The sequence below is a fragment of the Paenilisteria newyorkensis genome (genome assembly GCF_000766145.1).
GTDB lineage: Bacteria > Bacillota > Bacilli > Lactobacillales > Listeriaceae > Listeria_A > Listeria_A newyorkensis.
In genome coordinates this window covers 132,394-151,922 of record NZ_JNFB01000044.1, presented here as the reverse complement: position 1 = coordinate 151,922, position 19,529 = coordinate 132,394, and the positions used below count along the sequence as shown (strand labels likewise).

Sequence of the window (19,529 nt, the reverse complement as noted above, 5' to 3'; positions counted from 1 at the left end):
GGTGGGTTTCCTAGGAACTCACCTCACTTTTTTCGAATCTTACTTAGCGAATAAACAAGCACCAGCAACATACGATGTTATTAAAAAGGTAGATTAAACGACTAAAAAAACGACTTTCTTCTATAGTAATACGACACATTCACAAAATAGGAAAAGCAGTTGTATTATTATATAGAAGAAAGCTGACATTCACGCGTTAAAAATAAAGAAATGAGGGATAAAAATGCTTTTTGATACACATGTGCACTTAAATGATGACGCATTTAACGAAGATCTTGAAGAGGTTATCACACGTGCCAAGGAAAATGATGTTTCGCGCATGGCGGTCGTCGGTTTTAATGAAGAAACAATCAATCGCGCGCTGGAACTTGCCGATAAATATGATTTTATTTACCTCATTGTCGGATGGCACCCAACAGACGCAATCACTTTTACTCCAGAAAAACTAGAATGGTTACGCGAACTAGCCAAAAATCCGAAAGTTGTCGCGCTCGGCGAAATGGGATTGGATTATCATTGGGATACGTCACCAAAAGAAACTCAGTTTGAGGTCTTCCGTCAGCAAATCAGATTAGCAAAAGAAGTACAACTTCCAATCGTGATTCATAATCGGGAAGCAACAGAAGATGTCGTTCGTATTTTGCAAGAAGAAAACGCGTCAGAAGTTGGCGGAATCATGCACTGTTTTGGCGAAACCGTAGAGGTAATGGAAGCGTGTTTAGCAATGAATTTCTACATCTCATTCGGCGGCACAGTTACCTTTAAAAACGCAAAATTACCAAAAATTGCAGCAGAATCTGTACCGTTAGACAAGATTTTAATCGAAACTGACGCTCCATATCTCGCTCCGCACCCAAATCGCGGTAAAAGAAATGAACCGAGTTACGTCAAGCTTGTTGCCGAAAAGGTCGCAGAATTAAAAGAACTGAAATATGAGGAAATCGCCCGCTACACAACAGAAAATGCAAATAGGCTATTCCGATTAAGCTGATTTTTGTCATCAAACTGTAACAATACCTGAACTCTGTAACGGAATCTTAAGCAAGCGAAAAATAAAATTTAAGAAATCTTTAAAAACCCGCGCTATTATGCCTACGACTAGAGGCTGAATTCCCTGAAATATAACTGACACATTAGACACGGAATGTAATGAAAAGGTTTTACAATGGCTCTATACCAACGATAAAGTCATTGCATTTGGTCTAGACACCTATTTTTGATAATTCGTTGACAGTTCTTTCGTCCCCCGTATATAATCACAACAGAAGTTAGAAAGGGGAGAAATACATGACCATGGAAACTAGCAGTAACGCAAGCCAGAAATCAAAATGGCGTTTACCAATTATGATTGGCGCGTTTGTTATTGTCATAGCTTTGGTTTTTTATTTCGTTTTCGAGGGAACTAAAAACGATATCACGATTGTAAAAGCAGGCGAGGTTACAAAAGTTAGCACGCACGCAAAAACAGTTGGAGAAGTATTAAATGACGAAGGTGTAAAAATTGGAAAACATGACGAATTGTCTTATTCCAAAAATACAGCTGTAAAAGACGGAATGAAGATTGCTTACATTCCAGCGAAACAAGTGACAATTAATGACGAAGGTAAAGAAGCAAGTGTATGGACAACAAAAGATACAGTTGCCGAAGTACTGAAGGATGAAAATATTACGACACGTCCGCAAGATGCTTTAAACGTTTCATTGAATGACAAAGTAACAGCAAACATGGAAGTTAAAATCGACCGCGCTGTCGCTCTAGCTATTCAAAATGGACCGAAAAAAGAAGTCACGTGGACAACAAAAGACACAGTAGCAGATTTATTAGCAGAGAAGAAAATTAAATTAGACGCTCACGATAAAGTATTGCCAGCAAAAACGGCGAAACTTACTCCAAATATGACGGTTGTTGTTACATATGTAGACAAGAAAACCGACGAAAAGAAATCTAAAGTCGCTTTCAAAACCGTAGTAAAAGAAGATGCTTCCCTTGAAAAAGGAGAAGAAAAAGTAGTACAACCAGGGAAGGCTGGCGAGAAAGTAGCCAAGTATGATGTTGTTATCGAGAACGGTAAAGAAAAACAACGCAAACTCCTTGCAGAACAAGTAACAGCAAAACCAGAAGATAAAATCATTGTTCGTGGTACAAAAGAAGAGCCAGTGGTAACTGCAATCAGCAATGCCCCAGCTAAATCTTCTAAAAAAGCTACAACATCGAGTGCATCATCTTCTAACAGTAGCGCTTCCAAAGTAAGCAGTAAACCATCATCAGGCGGTAAAACGTTCACGATGGAATCAACAGCGTATTCAGGTGGCGGTACAACGGCGACAGGTATTAACTTAACAGCAAACCCAGGTTTAAAAGTAGTTGCGGTAGATCCAAGCGTGATTCCATTAGGCTCTAGAGTCTACGTATCAGGTTACGGAGAAGCAATTGCAGGAGATACTGGTGGCGCGATTAAAGGCAATATCGTAGACGTTTATTTTGCAGACGAAAGCCAATGTTACACATGGGGACGCCGTCAAGTTACGGTAACCATTTTAGATTAAGAATTCATACAAAGCAGGAAGCATACCAGAAATGGTGTTCTTCCTGCTTTTTTTGCGGGTTCTGCTTTTTCGAATTTTATGGTATGATAGAAGAACTGATTAAGAGAAGGGACGTTTTGTATGGAGAAGTTAGTGATTCATGAAGTCATTGTTGTCGAGGGGCGAGACGATACAACCGCAATACACCGCGCAGTGGACGCAGACACAATCGAAACGAACGGCTCGGCCTTGTCCGCTATGACCATTGAAAAAATCCGCCATGCAAAAGAAAAACGCGGCGTGATTATACTGACCGATCCCGACTTTCCAGGTGAAAAAATTCGAAAGCAAATCGATGCAGCAGTTCCAGGATGCCATCACGCTTTCATTAAACGCAGTGACGCATTGCCGAAATATGGCCGTGGTTTAGGAGTAGAACATGCGACACCAGAAATTATCCGCGAGGCGCTGGAGCATTTCCATACAAGCGATGAACGCGTCCAGACGAGCGAAATCGATTATGACCGACTTGTGATACTCGGCTTGATGGGCGGAGCGGGTGCCAAAGCGAAACGACAAAAGCTAGGAGAAATCCTTAAAATAGGTTATACGAATGGCAAACAATTGCAAGCGAGACTACGCATGTTTGGCATTACGAGTGAACAATTCGAAGCCGCATGGGGCGAAGTAGTACAGGAGGAGACGAATGAGTAAAGATATCGCAACACCAGGCCGCACAAAAGAAATCCTTAAAAAATATGATTTTCTATTCAAGAAAAGCCTAGGTCAAAACTTCTTGATTGATAGCAATATTTTGAGACGAATCACGGAGACGGCAGAACTGGATAAGGAAACGGACGTTATTGAGATTGGACCAGGTATTGGCGCGCTTACGGAGCATCTAGCGCGTACATCGAAGCGCGTATTGGCTTTTGAGATTGACCAACGCTTGATGTCGATTTTGCCAGATACGCTCGCTGCTTACGACAATGTAGAGGTCGTGAACGAAGACATTTTGAAAGTGGATGTTGGGGTGATGATTACGGAAAAGCTTCCAGATCGGACGAATCCTGTGAAGGTGGTCGCGAACTTGCCATACTATGTAACAACACCGATTATTTTGCAATTGCTTCACGAGGATTTGCCAGTGTCCAGCATGACTTTTATGCTCCAAAAGGAAGTCGCGGATCGTATTTCAGCAAAACCGAGTACGAAGGCGTATGGAAGCTTGTCGATCGCGATACAGTACTACATGGAGGCCGAGCTTTCCTTTATCGTGCCGAAAACGGTATTTATGCCTCAGCCGAATGTCGACTCAGCGATTATTCACTTGAAACGCCGCTCAGAGCCACCAGCACAAGTGAATGATGAAACCTTCTTCTTCGATATCACGCGCTCAGCATTTGCGCAACGTCGGAAAACATTATGGAACAATTTAGTGAACCGCTTCCCAGAATTGAAGCCACAAAAAGAAGAATTAGAGACCGAACTCGCGGCAATTGGCATCGATGTAAAACGACGTGGTGAAACGCTTAACATCCCTGAATTTGCGACTTTAAGTAATTTTCTTGACAATTTCATGAGAAAATAGCGAAAAAATGATAAAAAGCTGATCTTAGTGGTTGACACAGAGGCATTTCGCTGTTAAAATATTTGTTTATTGATTTTCAGCCCCCGTTGTGCTATAATGGAATTTAGTGAGGTGGGGGTACAAAATGTCAAAAACTATTGCAAGCATCAAACAAAATCTTGAATCCAGACTTGGAACAAGACTAACTTTGAAAGCTAACGGCGGACGTAAGAAAACAATCGAGCGTTGTGGCGTTTTAGCTGAAACTTATCCAGCTGTTTTTGTTGTTGAATTAGATCAAGACGAGAACAATTTCGAAAGAGTATCCTATAGTTATACGGACATTTTAACAGACACTGTGGAATTAGACTTTACAGATGATGTAAGTAAAGAATTAGCACTTTAATCACTAATATCTCAAGACCAGCCAACTTTGGCTGGTTTTTTGATTGTCTGTGGATGTTGAGCCTATAACGGATAAATCGGCGACAAGCGCTCGATTTGTGTAAAGCAGAATGTACGTATTACGCGAAAAAAGAATGATTGGCGTTATCTGGTCACATCTTGAGTAAGCTTCGAAATGGATCTAGTCTTCCTGTTTTTACAGTATGCTCAGAAGTCTTTTCGAGTTTGGAGTACATATTTAGGCTTTGCTATGGTAGAATAAACAAAGAAGATTTGAGGAGCTGTGACCAAATTTGAAGTCAGGCAAAATCACCTACTTTATTACTTTGGGGTGAACGATGGATGTTCCCTGAGAAAGGCTGTAGAAATGATGAAAATAAATGTGAAAGCACCTGCGAAAATTAATTTGTCATTGGATGCGCTATATAAGAGAAAAGATAATTATCATGAGCTTGAAATGGTGATGACGACTATTGACTTGGCGGATCGTCTGCAGTTAGTTTTGTTGGAGAAGGATGTCATCAAACTGGATGTGAAGGCGCACTTTATTCCGGATGATAAGCGGAATCTGGTGTATCAGGCGGCGGCGCTTTTGAAGGAGCGCTTTTCAGTGAAGCAGGGCGTAGCGATAACGCTCGATAAGAGTATTCCAGTTGCGGCTGGGCTTGCGGGTGGTAGTAGTGACGCGGCTGCAGCGCTCAAGGGGTTGAACCAACTGTGGGATTTGCAGTTGACGCTTGAGGAGCTTGCGGACTTAGGTGCTGAACTGGGATCGGATATCCCGTTTTGTTTGTACGGTGGAACGGCGCTTGCGACTGGTCGTGGGGAGATTATTGAGCCACTTCCGATGATGCCGAATTGCTGGATTGTGTTAGCCAAGCCTTCGATTAGTGTTTCGACGCCTGGCGTTTACCGTGATTTGCGTGTTGGCGAAGTGGAGCACCCGAATACGGCTGGAATGGTGCAGGCGATTCGAGATGGCAGTTTTGAAGGGATTTGTGATAATATTGGGAACGTGCTGGAGACGGTGACGCTCGCGAAACATCCAGAAGTGAAGCGAATCAAAGAGAAGATGCTGGAGTTTGGCGCAGATACGGCTTTAATGAGTGGTAGCGGGCCGACAGTGTTTGCCCTTGTAAAACAGTACTCTCGAGCGAAACGCGTCTATAACGGCTTGCGTGGCTTCTGTGAGGAAGTGTACTTAGTTAGACCTTGGCAAGAAGAAAAATGATAAAGGAGTCGTGAAGTGATGAAAGTTATTTTTAATGCGGATGATTTTGGTTTGTCAAAAGGTGTCGTTTACGGAATTTTGGAAGCGTATAAACATGGTGTTGTAAAATCGACCACGATGCTCGCGAATTCACCGGCGTTCGATTTAGGCGCTGAGGTAGCGAAAGAAAATCCGGGACTCGATATCGGGGCGCATTTGACGCTGACGTTTGGTAGCCCGATTTTGAAGGATGTTCCGAGTCTTACTGCTGAATCCGGGAAGTTCCTCGCGCAAGACGTGTTGAGAAGTTCTGCGGATGCGATTGATTTTGATGAAGTAGAGCGTGAGTTCACGGCCCAAATCGAAAAAATTCTCGCAGCCGGCATTACCATCTCCCATTTTGATACGCATCATTTAATCGAACCTATCGTTTTACCTGTGTTGCAAAAATTAGCGAAAAAGTACCAAGTTGGATTGCGTCGTTCTGTGCATGATGCGGACTATACTGGCATTCCGACCACGGATCGTTTTTCTGATCAATTTTATGCGGATGGGATTACGGCGGATGTTGTCAAGCAGGTCGTGAAGGCGCATGAGAAGGACACGGAGACATTGGAATTTATGTGTCACCCAGCGTTTATCGATGAAACATTGCTCAGCTTGACATCGTACACGGATTACCGAATCAAAGAGCTGACTTTCCTAACATCAGATGAGGTGCAGGAAGCGTTGAAATCAGTTGGAGCCGAAGTAGTTAGTTTTAAAGAGGTTATGAAATAAGAGGAATCTAGCGAGTGATGATTTTGAGTAGCAGGCTATGACTATCTTTTCCTCTAAAAAGCCTTTATAATGATGTTAAACACGTACAAAAAGGGCGAAATAGGTTCTAATGTTTGGAAAAGCTATTTTTAAAAAGAGGAGAAGAAGCAATATGAAAATTCGGCGTAGTGAACGTTTGATTGATATGACACAGTTTTTGCTGAGCCATCCACGAAAACTTGTGCCACTGACTTTGTTTGCTGAGCGTTATAGTTCTGCGAAATCATCTATTAGCGAAGATTTGGTTATTATAAAGAAAACATTTGAAGATAGAGGCATCGGTACGCTTGAGACCGTTCCAGGCGCTGCTGGTGGCGTGAAATACATTTCGATTGCGGATAACGCGGATGTGCTGGATTTCGTTCAGACGCTCTGTAATCGCATCGCTGAGCCTGATCGTTTGCTCCCAGGTGGTTATCTATACTTATCGGATTTACTTGGTGAGCCCGTGACGCTAAGCCAAATCGGCAAAATTTTAGCGACGAAATTTAACAAGCAAAAAATCGACGCGATTATGACGGTGGCGACAAAGGGTATTCCGATTGCGCAAGCCGTGGCGGAACACCTGAATGTCCCGTTTGTTATTGTGCGTCGTGACAGTAAAGTAACAGAGGGCTCGACGGTTAGCATTAACTACGTGTCGGGTTCGAGCAAGCGTATCGAGAAAATGGAGCTGTCAAAACGCAGCTTACCGGAAGGGTCGAACGTTGTCATTGTGGACGATTTCATGAAAGCCGGCGGAACGATTAATGGGATGAAGAACTTGCTAGAAGAGTTCAATGCCAAATTAGTCGGTATCGGTGTTTTGGTGGAGTCAGAGTATGCAGAAGAACGTTTGGTGGACGACTATGTTTCCTTAGTGAAAATTAAGAATGTAGATGTCAAAGAGAAACAAATCGAAGTGGTAGAAGGCAATTATTTTAACTACCCAAATCAATAAGGAACGACTAGAATCTGGAGCAGCGAGTCATGCTGTTTTGGCGTTCTAGTTTTTTTATATGAATGGAATATGAACAGATAAATACGACCTCCGAATGACTGGTTTTGGTTTTATCTATGCTACAATAGGGACTTGTAGAAGGAGCATGAACATTTCGGTAAGTGAATATTTATGTTTGTGAATTTTTTCTAGCATTGCTTGCCTACATACTGGGAGCTAACAAACAATTACTTAATTTGGAAGGAGCAACACACATGAAGAAATGGATTAAATGGTTGATTGCCATCGTGATTATCGCGGCAATCGTAGTGGGAGCAGTATTATTTTTAGGATCTAAATCAGGATCAGATACAACAGCGACGAAGGACCTTGTGACGACAAAAGTGAAACAAGGAGACATGAAAATCAACGCAACAGCAACGGGGGCTATTGTTCCGCAAAACCAACAAGCGCCTGACTACAAAGAATTAGAGTTGCAAGTGCAAATGGACGAATTAGATGTGCCAAACGTGAAGGAAGACCAAGGAGCTAAGATTTCCGTGACGGCTGTTCCCGACAAAACATACACAGGTAAAGTGAAGGAAATCGCAGAACAAGGAACCGTGATGAACGGCGTATCTTCTTTCTTAGTAACGATTTCGATTGATGATACTACAGATTTGAAATCAGGGATGACAGCAGACGCCTCTATTTTAGTCGATGAAAAAGCAGACGCGTTATACGTTCCAATCGAAGCAGTTCAGAAGAATGATGACGGTAAATATTATGTGCTCGTTCCTAAAAAAGGGAAAAATGAGACGACAAAAGAAGTAAAACAATACGTAACGACTGGGCTTCACAACGAAGATAACATGGAGATCACGAAAGGTCTAGAAAAAGGCGATGAAGTCATTTTGCCAACGAAATCGAACTCATCCCAACAACCAGGATTTTAAAAACTAGACCAAACAAGGAGGTGATCGCATGACGAGTCCACTTATTGATATGAGAAATTTAACAAAAACATATACACTTGGCGGCGAGACTTTTAAAGCATTGGACAATGTGACGCTTGCCGTTGAACAAGGCGAATTTTTAGCGATTGTCGGACCTTCTGGCTCTGGTAAGTCAACCTTGATGAACATGATTGGTTGCTTAGATGTGCCGGATTCTGGTGAATATCATTTAGACGGTGTCGATGTGGCAACGCTAAACGATAACAAACTGTCCGCTATTCGTAATAAGAAAATCGGATTTATTTTTCAACAGTTTAATTTATTGACGAAATTGTCGGCGCTTGAGAACGTCGAATTACCGCTGATTTATGGTGGTATGGGTGTTGCAAAAAGAGAGGAAATCGCGCTAGATTGTCTTCGCAAAGTTGGGCTGACAGATAAGAAACGTAATTTGCCGACACAATTATCTGGTGGTCAACAACAACGTGTCGCAATTGCACGTGCGCTTGCGGCTAACCCGCAAATTTTGCTAGCTGATGAACCAACAGGAGCGCTTGATTCCAAAACAGGGAAAGAAGTTATGGGCATTTTGCAAGAGCTGAATCAGGCTGGCAACACAATCGTAATGATTACACATGATCTTGACATCGCGAATTACGGAACGAGAACGATTCGAATTCAAGACGGTCAACTTTTCAATGAGGGGGTAGCAAAATGATCCGCCAAAGTATGAAAATGGCCTGGAAGCAACTAAAAACAAGTAAGATGCGTTCCTTTCTGACAATGCTAGGAATTATTATCGGGGTATCATCGGTTATTTTGCTAGTATCGCTCGGTAAGGGGGTAACGGATCAAGTCAACAGCCAAATGGGAGACCTGGGCTCGAACTTGGTGACAGTAATGAATACATCGACGAATCCCAACGATAAATTTACGTACGATGATGTCCTGAAATATAAAAATATTGATGGCGTCAAAAGCGTTTCTCCTGAACTCTCGGGACAAGTCAAGGCAACATTTGACTATAAATCAAAAGACTTGAAGCTTATCGGTACAAATGAGCAATATAAAGATGCTCGCGGCTTGAAGCTAGATAAAGGACGCTTCTTGCTGCCGATTGATGTCGAGTACGGACAAAAAATTGCTGTCATCGGACCGAATGTAGCAAGTGATTTATTCGGTTTTTCAAATCCAATAGGAGAATATATCCGCGTAAATGGCATGCCGTATAAAGTGGTCGGTGTGCTTAAAGAAAAAGGTGCGTCGATGATGGGTTCTAGTGACGACCAAGTATTTGTGCCTCTAACTGCGGCGCAACGTATGTTGAAGGATACAAATGTCCGGACGTTTTATGTGGAAACAAACACAGCAGAAGATGTCGATCGCGTTGTTAACACGTTAGAATCACGCCTATCTATCCACTTTGACTATAACGCGGCGGATTCAGCAAGTGGTGAATCGGCGCCATATCAAGTTATAAATCAGCAAGAAATCTTAAATGCGTTTGACACGATCAGCTCGACCCTTACAACAGCGCTTGGAGCCATTGCAGGTATATCGCTTGTTGTCGGTGGTATTGGAATCATGAACATCATGTTAGTCTCCGTATCTGAGCGGACGAGAGAAATTGGAATCCGCAAAGCCTTAGGTGCAAAAAAACGAGATATCCTAACCCAGTTCTTAATTGAATCTATCGTTATTAGTGTTGTCGGTGGTCTAATTGGAATCGCGATTGGTGTATCAGGGGCCCTTGCATTTGGCTCTATCGCAGGTATACCATCAGGAATTACTGCATCAACCATCATTGGTGCCTTCCTATTCTCGATGTTCATCGGTGTTATCTTTGGTATTACACCAGCAAATAAAGCATCCAAATTACGCCCAATTGATGCATTACGATCAGAATAATGCATATGAAAAAAGAGGATTTATGTATAATAATCCTCTTTTTTTATTATTCACTTGTATAAATATATATCTAAAACCCCTTTTTTTGATTCAAATAATCAAATTCACATCACAATTGATGTTGTCATATATTTTTAATCTGTTTGTCATAATTGTGATGAAAAGGATTGTAAAAAGCGGATTTTATAGCATGATGAAACAGCAATTTTTGATTAAAAAACCTTACATATCAGCACTTAACGGAGTGAAATAGATGGCGTTATTAGCTGTCATAATTCAGGTGGGATTGTAAAGAAAATTAAAAAATGATGTGCAAAAAGAGACGAAAAAAATGAAGGATGAACCAATTTTTGTATACTAAAAAACAGCTTATTTTTAATTTCTCATCATAAAATGCTCAGAAATAAAAGAGATAACACATAGCAAATAATACAGATAAACGTTGTATCAGCGCCTTTTTGTATCGAACCTTTTTAGTTCAAGGATTTATAGTATACAATTATTTATTTATAAAAAACAATTCATTTTTGTCAATAAAAAATGCACTATAAACAGTGTTTTTATACGCGAAGTCACAAAGTTGTCAAATTTAGCTTTTTTTATTATGATGTTGTTAGAGAAAAATTCTGGGCTTTCCTTTTTTGGGAACAAGGAGTGATTGAAGAATTACTTTTTGTATGGGAGAAATGTCAAGGGAACAATTCTCTAGTGTTATCTTTATGATGTTGCGTGTGTGTTGAATCAACAAGTAGCATGTCAACAAGAGCTAAGGTGGTGAAGAAAATGGAAATTACAGATGTGAGATTACGTCGAGTTGAGACTGATGGAAGAATGAAAGCTATTTCTTCAATTACTATTGACGGTGAATTCGTAGTACATGATATTCGCGTGATTGATGGTAATGATGGATTATTTGTAGCAATGCCAAGTAAACGTACTCCTGATGGGGAGTTTCGTGACATCGCTCACCCAATTAATTCAGATACTCGTGCTAAAATTCAGGACGCTGTCTTAGTTGCTTATGCAGAAGCTGATGAAGTTGTCAGTGAAGTAGAAGAAGCAGCACCAGAAGCGGAAGAAGGAAATGAAGACTAAACACTACTTTTTATAGGACCTGGGTAAAAGCTTGTTGTGAATAGCGGATCTAAAGGGAAACTAATGTTTGTCCCAAGTAACAAGATAAAATAACCCGAAGAAACTATGAGAAGACAAAATGGGATAAGGAGTGACTAATAATGCAAGTAACTGATGTGAGATTACGTCGTGTAGAAACTGATGGAAGAATGAGAGCTATTGCTTCCATAACTTTAGATGAGGAATTTGTTGTTCATGATATTCGTGTCATTGATGGTAACAACGGTTTATTCGTAGCAATGCCAAGTAAACGTGGTGTTGATGGTGAATTCCGTGACATCGCCCACCCAATTAATTCTGATACTCGTGGAAAAATCCAAGAGGTTGTACTTGCTGAATATGTTCGCGTAGGCGAAGAAGAATCAAGTGCTGTATCAGAAGACGTAGCAGTTGAAGAAGAAGTCACTGCTGAATAATTAATAATATAAATCCAAACAACCAGCCCTAGCGCTGGTTGTTTTTTGTTGGGGCTGTGCGAAATGAAATGAGCTACAGCCCCAATATGCCTATGAGCATCGCGAATAGGCGGTCCTTGCGAGCGCTTGCTACGAATTTATTCCGAGTGTGTATAAGATTAGGTTCTATTTACACCTTGAAAAAAAGCGGTTTTTACGGTATTATCATTATGAAGAATAGTGGATAATTGGAGGGTCTTGTCAATGATGAAAAGATATGCGGTTGTTTTAGCGGCTGGGCAAGGTACAAGAATGAAGTCGAAGCTTTACAAGGTTTTGCATCCTGTTTGTGGAAAGCCGATGGTGGAACATGTAGTAGACCAAATCAGTCAGCTTGAACCGGATGAAGTCGTGACGATTGTTGGACACGGCGCGGAACAAGTGCAGACCCATTTGAAAGATAGAAGTGTGTTTGCTTTGCAAGAAGAGCAGCTAGGGACGGCTCATGCAGTTTTACAGGCGAAGAGTGTGCTTGGTGACAAAGAAGGTATAACGCTGGTTGTGTGTGGCGATACGCCGCTTATTCAAGGGCATACGATGGAAGACTTAATGAAGTACCATCAAGAAAAACGTGCCAAAGCCACCATTTTAACGACTGTTTTAGACGATCCGACGGGATATGGGCGGATTATCCGCGACGACCTAGGAATCGTTGAAAAAATTGTCGAGCAAAAAGATGCGTCCGAAAAAGAGCAGCGCGTGAATGAAATCAATACTGGGACATACTGCTTTGATAATCAAGCGTTATTCGAAGCGTTAGCCAAAGTATCCAATGAAAATGCGCAAGGTGAATATTATTTGCCTGACGTTATCAAGATTTTAAAAGATGAAGATGAGGTTGTTGCGGCTTATCGGATGGAGAATGCGAAGGAATCACTCGGCGTTAACGATCGCGTAGCTTTGGCGGAGGCGCAAGAAATTATGCGTCACCGAATCAATGAAGGCCACATGCGCAATGGCGTAACGTTGATTGATCCAGCGAACACGTATATCGATGTCGATGTTGAAATCGGTCAAGACACGATTGTTGGGCCAAACGTTGCGATTCATGGTAAAACAGTAATCGGTGCTGATTGCGAAATTACCGGTGCGAGCGTGCTTGATAATGCGATTCTTGGTGAACGCGTGCAAGTGAGACATTCTTCTATTTATGACAGCAAAGTTGGCGATGATGTTCAAGTAGGGCCTTATTCACATCTGCGTCCTGAATCTGAAATCAGCGAAGGCGTGAAAATCGGTAATTTTGTAGAAACGAAGAAAGCAACAATTGGCAAAAACTCAAAAATCCCGCATTTCATCTACATGGGTGATGCGGAAATCGGCGAAAATGTCAATATTGGCTGCGGTTCTATCGCAGTGAACTACGACGGCAAAAATAAAGCCAAAACAATTATCGGCGATGACGTCTTTATTGGTTGCAACTCCAACCTGGTAGCGCCGGTGAACATTGGCAATCGCGCCTTTGTAGCAGCAGGAACAACGGTTACGAAAGATGTACCAGAAGATGCCCTTGCCATTTCCCGTGTGAAACAGGAAAATAAAGAAGGCTATGCTAAAAAACTGAATTTCGGTAAGTAATCATTTGCAATGGGGTTGTCCCGCGGTTTTTCCGTCCTGCAACCCCAATCGTTCAAAAATTATATAAAATCTATGTGGAGGCTGATTATGTCTAACGATTATTTTGATCCAAAGTTAAAAATTTTCTCTTTAAATTCCAACCCAGCACTGGCGGCGGAAATCGCGGAAGTAGCAGGAATTAATTTAGGGAAGTCCAGCGTGACCCATTTTAGTGATGGTGAAATTCAGATTAATATTGAAGAGAGTATCCGTGGTTGTCACGTTTATGTCGTGCAGTCCACTGGTTTTCCTGTTAACCAAAATCTGATGGAACTTTTGATCATGATTGATGCACTTAAGAGAGCTTCAGCAAAAACAATTAATATTGTGATGCCGTATTATGGTTATGCTCGTCAAGACCGTAAAGCGCGTAGTCGTGAGCCAATCACGGCAAAACTGGTAGCAAACCTAATTGAAAAAGCAGGAGCTACACGCATGATTACACTAGATCTTCATGCACCACAAATTCAAGGTTTCTTTGATATTCCAATCGATCATTTGAACGCGGTTCGTTTGCTATCTAACTATTTCAGCTCGCATCATATCGATGAAGATTTGGTAGTTGTTTCTCCGGATCACGGCGGTGTAACAAGAGCGCGTAAGATGGCTGATCGTTTGAAAGCGCCGATTGCGATTATTGACAAACGTCGTCCTCGTCCAAATGTGGCGGAAGTTATGAATATTGTTGGTAATGTAGATGGAAAAGTAGCGATTTTGATTGATGATATCATTGATACGGCGGGTACAATCACGCTTGCAGCCAATGCATTGATCGAGAGTGGCGCGACGAAAGTCTATGCGTGTTGCTCACATCCAGTCTTGTCTGGCCCAGCGATTGAGCGTATTAACAATTCTGCGATTGAGAAATTAATCGTGACGAATTCACTCGTTTTACCAGAGGATAAATGGATTGACAAAATCGAACAATTATCTGTAGGACCGTTACTTGGCGAAGCAATCGTTCGCGTACACAAGAACGAGTCAGTAAGCCCATTATTTGATTAAAACAGAAAATACATAGCGCAGGCCTCCTTCTTAGGATGTCTGCGTTTTTGTTTAGGAACGTACAAATAGCCTCCCAACTTTTCCTATCCTGAAGATATTATGTTATAATGATGAATGTGATAGTCTATCATTTGATAAAGTTTGCCATGACTAGAAATGTGGTCAGGCATGGATTGTTACGTGGGAAATAAAGCATTCCATTATCTCATAAAGAAAGACATTTTTCAGTTGCAACATAAGGGTTATTTCTCAAAAAATATAAGGTATCGCTAATGGAGCGATTTTAGAAATGGGAGGACTGGTTAAAGATGGCCGAAAAGAAAATTCTAGTTGTAGATGATGAAAAGCCGATAGCTGATATTGTGAAATTTAATTTAAATAAAGAAGGATTTGACGTGTATTGCGCGTACGATGGTGATGAAGCAATTGATTTAGTGGAGGAAATTCAACCGGATTTGATTCTACTTGACATTATGTTGCCTGGTCGCGATGGTATTGAAGTATGTCGTGAGGTTCGTAAAAAATATGACATGCCAATTATCATGGTGACGGCAAAAGACTCTGAGATTGATAAGGTGCTTGGTCTGGAGCTTGGTGCGGATGATTACGTGACGAAACCGTTTAGTAATCGTGAGTTGATTGCGCGTGTGAAGGCGAATTTGCGTCGTCATAGTACAGCTGGAAGTGCGGCGGCAGAAGAGGAAGAAAACAGTGAACTGGAAATTGGTTCGCTTATTATTCATCCGGATGCGTATGTTGCTTCTAAGCGTGGCGAGACGATTGAACTGACGCACCGCGAGTTTGAGTTGCTGCATTATTTGGCGAAGCACATGGGACAAGTCATGACGCGGGAGCATTTATTGCAAACGGTTTGGGGTTATGACTATTTTGGCGATGTGCGGACGGTCGACGTGACGGTACGCCGTTTACGCGAAAAAATTGAAGATAATCCAAGTCATCCAGCATGGCTTGTAACACGACGGGGAGTAGGCTACTATTTACGTAACCCTGAACAGGAGTAAAAATTATGCGGAGAATGAAGTTTTTTCAATCGGTTCAATTTAGATTTGTCATGATTTATTTGTTACTTATTTTGGTAGCGATGCAGGTAATCGGGGCTTATTTTGTGCGAGAATTGCAGGACCAATTGGAGAAGAACTTTAAAACAGCGATTACTAATAGTGTGAATTTATTGGAATATAACGTTCGTGAGGAAATGTTGAAATATACGAATGAGGATCAGACGAAACTCGAGAGCAATATTCAAAGCATGTTGCTCGATTTTGTTCGTGGTAGTAATGATTTTGAGAATGTGCTAGTCGTAGATAATAAGTTGAAAATCATTGGGACCTCAGATGTGGATAATCAGGGCATCGTTGGCCAGGTCTCGACGAATAAGATGATTAAAAACACGATAAATAGTGGGAATGGCGAAAATAAAATCTTCATGGGGAAGAATCCAAAACGGCAAATTTGGGTGGATGTTACCCCGATTACTTCAAAAGGAGAGGTTATTGGCGCCATCTATTTGGCTACGGATATTGAGTCGGTGTATGAGCAGGTCGATAGTATAACGAGTATCTTTATCACAGGGACGCTGCTTGCGATGATTATTACGGCGATTCTTGGTATTTTACTATCGCGAACGATTACGAAGCCGATTACGGATATGAAACGGCAGGCCTTTGCGATGGCTCGTGGGAACTATACGCGAAAAGTAAAAGTGTACGGTATGGATGAAATTGGCCAATTGGCGGAATCTTTTAATGCGCTCACGAAACGGGTGCAGGAGGCGCAAGCCATGACGGAAGGGGAACGGCGCAAGTTGTCGTCGGTACTTTCTTACATGACGGATGGCGTGATTGCAACGGATCGCCGCGGGAAGGTCATTTTGATTAATACGCCGGCTGAGAAAATGCTGAAAATGGCGCATGAGAGTGCGAATGGGAAGCCAATTATCGACGTGCTTGGCGTGGCGGAGGACTATTCCTTCGATGATTTGATGGAGTTGGAAGAGCCGCTTACGATGGATCGCAGTACGTTTGAGGAGCCGTATATTTTACGGGCAAACTTGTCGGTGATTCAGCGGGAAACTGGTTTTGTGAACGGGATTATTGCTGTTTTACATGATATTACGGACCAGGAAAAAGTGGATCAGGAACGCCGCGACTTTGTATCGAATGTATCGCATGAACTTCGGACGCCGCTTACGAGTATGCGCAGTTATTTGGAGGCGCTCAGCGATGGTGCTTGGCGTGATGAAGAGATTGCGCCGCGTTTCCTTGAGGTGACGCAAAGCGAGACGGAGCGGATGATTCGTTTGGTGAACGATTTGCTGAAATTGTCACGAATGGATAGCGGACGCACGAATTTGGATAAGAATTTTGTGAATTTTAATGACTTTTTCAATCATATTATTGATCGGTTTGAGATGATGAAGAAGGACGGGATTACGTTTAAGCGGCAGTTTACGCGTGAGCCGGTGATTATTGAAATTGATGAGGATAAAATTATGCAGGTGATGGATAACATTATCTCGAATGCGAATAAATATTCACCGGATGGTGGCCGGATTACGTTCTACTTGCGGAAGCGGGAGAATGAGATTGAGGTTAGTATCAGTGATGAAGGTATGGGAATTCCTGAGGAGGACTTGACGAAAGTGTTTGATCGTTTCTTCCGTGTGGACAAGGCGAGGTCGCGGGAAATGGGCGGAACTGGTCTGGGGCTTGCGATTGCGCGTGATGTTATTACAGCGCATGGTGGCGAAATCTGGGCAGAGCGTAATCGCGGGAAAGGTACAACAATCTCGTTTACGTTGCCATACAATGACTTACCGGAGGATGATTGGGAATGAAGGGTACAAAAATAAGAGGAATAATCCTCACTGTTCTTGTAGTTATCAGTATTTTCCTAAGCTACAGCCTCTGGAAAGTGCAGCCGGATTATGAAGTTATCGATAATGAAACGGTGAAAAAAGAGCAAATTGCGAAGTTGCGCCAGCCAGAACAGGTTTTTAGGCCGACGATGGTGTATTATCACCAGAATGACAACCATTACATGACGCAAAATTTAACGATGATTAACGCGCTTGTGAAGGCGGGGACGACGTTTGATTTTTCTGAGTTGGTGCGGACGGATAAAATGACGGCGAGCTATCAGGGAATGATGCATCAGAATAATTCGATGGAACTGGTTTTCCCGAATGCTGTGCCGCTTTCGATTTACAGTCAGGTTTTTAGGCTGAAGGGCGATAATTTTGACTTGAATTCGTTTAATCGGATTACGTTTAATTTGACTAAGTCGGAGAATGGATTGTTCTCTGTGTATTTTGGAAATGATTCGAATGAGCAGATTTATCAGGGCTCGATTCAGCAGGATCAGGTGGATATGTTGAAGCACGTTTTGACGGAGCAGAAAACGGCGCTTGCTCCTGTGAACGAGTTGTATAAGAATAAGCAGTATTTGTTCCTGAGCGACGCACCGGTGAAGTTGCAGAAGCAGCAGTATGTGATTGAGACGATTGATATTGGATTGTTTAAAAATGCGCTGTTTGGTGACGGTAGCAAGGTGAAGGGGCAGGATAACTCGTTTACGAATGGTTCGAGTTCTATGACGGTGAATCCGGAAGAAAAAGTGCTCACGTATGTGGATCCTGCGCAGGAACGTCGGGATACGTCGCAGCTTAGCAGTGCGATGAAGTCGGAGCAGATTCAGTCGAGCTTTAATTTTGTGAATGATCATTGGGGCTGGACGGGAAATTATTATTATTCTGGTTACTCGGCGGATAGCTCGACAACCGCGTTTTCGTTGTTTGTGCAGGGATTGCCAGTGTTTAACGATGATGGCATGTCGCAGATTCTGGTGACGGAGGGGACGGAAGGTGTGTATAAATACCAGCGCCCGTTCTTCAAGTTAGGTGCGCAAATTACGACGGAGTCAAAAGAAGTGACGCTGCCGAGTTCGGTGAGCGTTTATGAGAACCTGATTAAGACGGTGGATCCGGACGATATTCAGATGATTGTTCCTGGATACGTGATGGGATATGAGCAAAATAATAACAGTTATAATCGTGTTGTGGAGCTAAAGCCGGCTTGGTTTTATAAATACAACGGTACGTGGACGCCTGTAGTGGGAGGCGAATCGTAATGGATTGGAAGAAAACAGAAACGATTTTTATTATCGCCTTCTTGATTTTGGATATTTTCTTATTAGTGTTGTTTATTGATTCGCGGATGTCTTCTTCACCGACGCCGCTCGTGAGTCAAACGCTGGAAGAAAAGTTGAAATCGGAAAATATCACGTATGGCAAAATTCCGTCTAATCCGGAGCAGGGTTCGTATTTAACGACGGAGCCAATTGCTTTTACGCAGAAGGATATCAATGATTTGAAGGGGCAGAAGGTTTCGGTTTTGAATGCGGATCAGCGTATTTATTCGGTGCTGACTAAGCCTGTCAAAATTGACCCGGATAAGTATGGCGCGGATTTGATGCCATTTTTGAAAAGTGATGTTTTTGAAGGGGATCGGTACACGTATTGGGGTTATGATGCCGAGAATCGCGAAATGACGTTTAATCAGAAAATTGATGGGCGGCCTGTGTTGTTCAATACGAATGGACAGATTGTGTTTATGTTGAATAAGGATAATGAGGTTGTTTCGTATCGGCAAACGATGCTTGGTGATACGCAGATGTTTGATGAAAAGGACGATGTGATTTCGGGAACGGATGCGCTAGAGGTACTTCATCAGCATGGTGATTTGAAGCAGAATAGTAAGATTGTGAATACGACGCTTGGTTATTATAACTTGGTGAGTTTGCCGAGTTCGGACGTGTACTTGCCTGTATGGGCTTTTGAGGTGAAACACGATAAGCAGACGACATTTTTTCTTGTGAATGGTTTGGAGGGGTCTGTGATTAATACGAATGATGCGCAGGCGAACGAGGAAGTACCAACCGAGGAAAGTGACGCTGCTCTGAAAGCGCGACAGTAGAATGGAAATTG

General features: G+C 42.2%; 19 protein-coding genes. All 19 read left to right on the top strand.

Annotated elements, in window-relative coordinates; translation table 11 throughout:
* Positions 1-223: 223 nt before the first annotated feature.
* The 19 genes from EP58_RS14990 (at position 224) to EP58_RS14895 (ending at position 19,518) form a co-directional block, all read left to right on the top strand.
* The gene (locus EP58_RS14990) at positions 224-991 is read left to right on the top strand and encodes a TatD family hydrolase (protein ID WP_036094635.1); all 768 of its coding nucleotides are present in this window, start codon (positions 224-226) and stop codon (positions 989-991) included.
* A 296-nt stretch (positions 992-1,287) separates the two neighbouring features.
* Positions 1,288-2,547 (top strand): G5 and 3D domain-containing protein, encoded by a 1,260-nt coding sequence (locus tag EP58_RS14985; RefSeq protein WP_036094634.1) that lies wholly within the window; start codon positions 1,288-1,290, stop codon positions 2,545-2,547.
* Positions 2,548-2,667: 120 nt separating this feature from the next.
* A complete protein-coding gene (gene rnmV / locus EP58_RS14980) occupies positions 2,668-3,240 on the top strand; it encodes a ribonuclease M5 (protein ID WP_036094633.1) in 573 nt (190 codons plus the stop codon).
* Positions 3,233-4,117 (top strand): 16S rRNA (adenine(1518)-N(6)/adenine(1519)-N(6))-dimethyltransferase RsmA, encoded by an 885-nt coding sequence (gene rsmA / locus EP58_RS14975; RefSeq protein ID WP_036094632.1) that lies wholly within the window; start codon positions 3,233-3,235, stop codon positions 4,115-4,117. Before rnmV ends, rsmA begins: the two co-directional genes overlap by 8 nt.
* Positions 4,118-4,241: 124 nt before the next feature.
* Entirely contained in the window at positions 4,242-4,502 is a 261-nt protein-coding gene (veg, locus tag EP58_RS14970; protein ID WP_036060632.1) for a biofilm formation stimulator Veg, read from the top strand.
* Between the two features lie 369 nt (positions 4,503-4,871).
* A complete protein-coding gene (ispE, locus tag EP58_RS14965) occupies positions 4,872-5,732 on the top strand; it encodes a 4-(cytidine 5'-diphospho)-2-C-methyl-D-erythritol kinase (protein WP_036094677.1) in 861 nt (286 codons plus the stop codon).
* Between the two features lie 18 nt (positions 5,733-5,750).
* Positions 5,751-6,491, top strand: coding sequence for a chitin disaccharide deacetylase (gene chbG, locus EP58_RS14960; protein ID WP_036094631.1), 741 nt, complete (start codon positions 5,751-5,753; stop codon positions 6,489-6,491).
* A 151-nt stretch (positions 6,492-6,642) separates the two neighbouring features.
* Positions 6,643-7,470, top strand: a complete 828-nt coding sequence (gene purR, locus EP58_RS14955; RefSeq protein WP_036094630.1) for a pur operon repressor — start codon at positions 6,643-6,645, stop codon at positions 7,468-7,470.
* Between the two features lie 254 nt (positions 7,471-7,724).
* The gene (locus tag EP58_RS14950) at positions 7,725-8,405 is read left to right on the top strand and encodes an efflux RND transporter periplasmic adaptor subunit (RefSeq protein WP_036094629.1); all 681 of its coding nucleotides are present in this window, start codon (positions 7,725-7,727) and stop codon (positions 8,403-8,405) included.
* A 28-nt stretch (positions 8,406-8,433) separates the two neighbouring features.
* Complete coding sequence (locus tag EP58_RS14945) at positions 8,434-9,123, top strand: ABC transporter ATP-binding protein (RefSeq protein WP_036094628.1); 690 nt, start codon at positions 8,434-8,436, stop codon at positions 9,121-9,123.
* Positions 9,120-10,313 (top strand): ABC transporter permease, encoded by a 1,194-nt coding sequence (locus EP58_RS14940; RefSeq protein WP_036094627.1) that lies wholly within the window; start codon positions 9,120-9,122, stop codon positions 10,311-10,313. The genes EP58_RS14945 and EP58_RS14940 overlap by 4 nt, the downstream gene beginning before the upstream one ends.
* A gap of 783 nt (positions 10,314-11,096) precedes the next feature.
* A complete protein-coding gene (gene spoVG / locus EP58_RS14930) occupies positions 11,097-11,408 on the top strand; it encodes a septation regulator SpoVG (RefSeq protein ID WP_036082159.1) in 312 nt (103 codons plus the stop codon).
* A gap of 140 nt (positions 11,409-11,548) precedes the next feature.
* On the top strand, positions 11,549-11,863 hold the full coding sequence (gene spoVG, locus EP58_RS14925; protein ID WP_036061445.1) for a septation regulator SpoVG: 315 nt from the start codon (positions 11,549-11,551) through the stop codon (positions 11,861-11,863).
* Positions 11,864-12,106: 243 nt separating this feature from the next.
* Positions 12,107-13,480 carry a bifunctional UDP-N-acetylglucosamine diphosphorylase/glucosamine-1-phosphate N-acetyltransferase GlmU gene (gene glmU / locus EP58_RS14920; protein WP_036094625.1) on the top strand — a complete coding sequence of 458 codons (1,374 nt, stop codon included), beginning with the start codon at positions 12,107-12,109 and terminating at the stop codon, positions 13,478-13,480.
* A gap of 87 nt (positions 13,481-13,567) precedes the next feature.
* Positions 13,568-14,524, top strand: coding sequence for a ribose-phosphate diphosphokinase (locus EP58_RS14915; RefSeq protein WP_036082163.1), 957 nt, complete (start codon positions 13,568-13,570; stop codon positions 14,522-14,524).
* Positions 14,525-14,832: 308 nt separating this feature from the next.
* Positions 14,833-15,546, top strand: a complete 714-nt coding sequence (gene yycF / locus EP58_RS14910) for a response regulator YycF (protein WP_036082165.1) — start codon at positions 14,833-14,835, stop codon at positions 15,544-15,546.
* 5 nt (positions 15,547-15,551) lie between these two features.
* Entirely contained in the window at positions 15,552-17,381 is a 1,830-nt protein-coding gene (gene walK, locus EP58_RS14905) for a cell wall metabolism sensor histidine kinase WalK (RefSeq protein WP_036094624.1), read from the top strand.
* Positions 17,378-18,673, top strand: a complete 1,296-nt coding sequence (locus EP58_RS14900) for a YycH family regulatory protein (RefSeq protein ID WP_036094623.1) — start codon at positions 17,378-17,380, stop codon at positions 18,671-18,673. The genes walK and EP58_RS14900 overlap by 4 nt, the downstream gene beginning before the upstream one ends.
* Positions 18,673-19,518, top strand: coding sequence for a two-component system regulatory protein YycI (locus EP58_RS14895; RefSeq protein WP_036094622.1), 846 nt, complete (start codon positions 18,673-18,675; stop codon positions 19,516-19,518). The genes EP58_RS14900 and EP58_RS14895 overlap by 1 nt, the downstream gene beginning before the upstream one ends.
* The last annotated feature ends 11 nt before the right edge of the window (positions 19,519-19,529 follow it).

Coding starts and splice junctions, on each gene's coding strand:
- EP58_RS14990 (WP_036094635.1), top strand. CDS start 224: ATGCTTTTTGATACACATGTGCACTTAAATGATGACGCATTTAACGAA.
- EP58_RS14985 (WP_036094634.1), top strand. CDS start 1,288: ATGACCATGGAAACTAGCAGTAACGCAAGCCAGAAATCAAAATGGCGT.
- rnmV (WP_036094633.1), top strand. CDS start 2,668: ATGGAGAAGTTAGTGATTCATGAAGTCATTGTTGTCGAGGGGCGAGAC.
- rsmA (WP_036094632.1), top strand. CDS start 3,233: ATGAGTAAAGATATCGCAACACCAGGCCGCACAAAAGAAATCCTTAAA.
- veg (WP_036060632.1), top strand. CDS start 4,242: ATGTCAAAAACTATTGCAAGCATCAAACAAAATCTTGAATCCAGACTT.
- ispE (WP_036094677.1), top strand. CDS start 4,872: ATGAAAATAAATGTGAAAGCACCTGCGAAAATTAATTTGTCATTGGAT.
- chbG (WP_036094631.1), top strand. CDS start 5,751: ATGAAAGTTATTTTTAATGCGGATGATTTTGGTTTGTCAAAAGGTGTC.
- purR (WP_036094630.1), top strand. CDS start 6,643: ATGAAAATTCGGCGTAGTGAACGTTTGATTGATATGACACAGTTTTTG.
- EP58_RS14950 (WP_036094629.1), top strand. CDS start 7,725: ATGAAGAAATGGATTAAATGGTTGATTGCCATCGTGATTATCGCGGCA.
- EP58_RS14945 (WP_036094628.1), top strand. CDS start 8,434: ATGACGAGTCCACTTATTGATATGAGAAATTTAACAAAAACATATACA.
- EP58_RS14940 (WP_036094627.1), top strand. CDS start 9,120: ATGATCCGCCAAAGTATGAAAATGGCCTGGAAGCAACTAAAAACAAGT.
- spoVG (WP_036082159.1), top strand. CDS start 11,097: ATGGAAATTACAGATGTGAGATTACGTCGAGTTGAGACTGATGGAAGA.
- spoVG (WP_036061445.1), top strand. CDS start 11,549: ATGCAAGTAACTGATGTGAGATTACGTCGTGTAGAAACTGATGGAAGA.
- glmU (WP_036094625.1), top strand. CDS start 12,107: ATGATGAAAAGATATGCGGTTGTTTTAGCGGCTGGGCAAGGTACAAGA.
- EP58_RS14915 (WP_036082163.1), top strand. CDS start 13,568: ATGTCTAACGATTATTTTGATCCAAAGTTAAAAATTTTCTCTTTAAAT.
- yycF (WP_036082165.1), top strand. CDS start 14,833: ATGGCCGAAAAGAAAATTCTAGTTGTAGATGATGAAAAGCCGATAGCT.
- walK (WP_036094624.1), top strand. CDS start 15,552: ATGCGGAGAATGAAGTTTTTTCAATCGGTTCAATTTAGATTTGTCATG.
- EP58_RS14900 (WP_036094623.1), top strand. CDS start 17,378: ATGAAGGGTACAAAAATAAGAGGAATAATCCTCACTGTTCTTGTAGTT.
- EP58_RS14895 (WP_036094622.1), top strand. CDS start 18,673: ATGGATTGGAAGAAAACAGAAACGATTTTTATTATCGCCTTCTTGATT.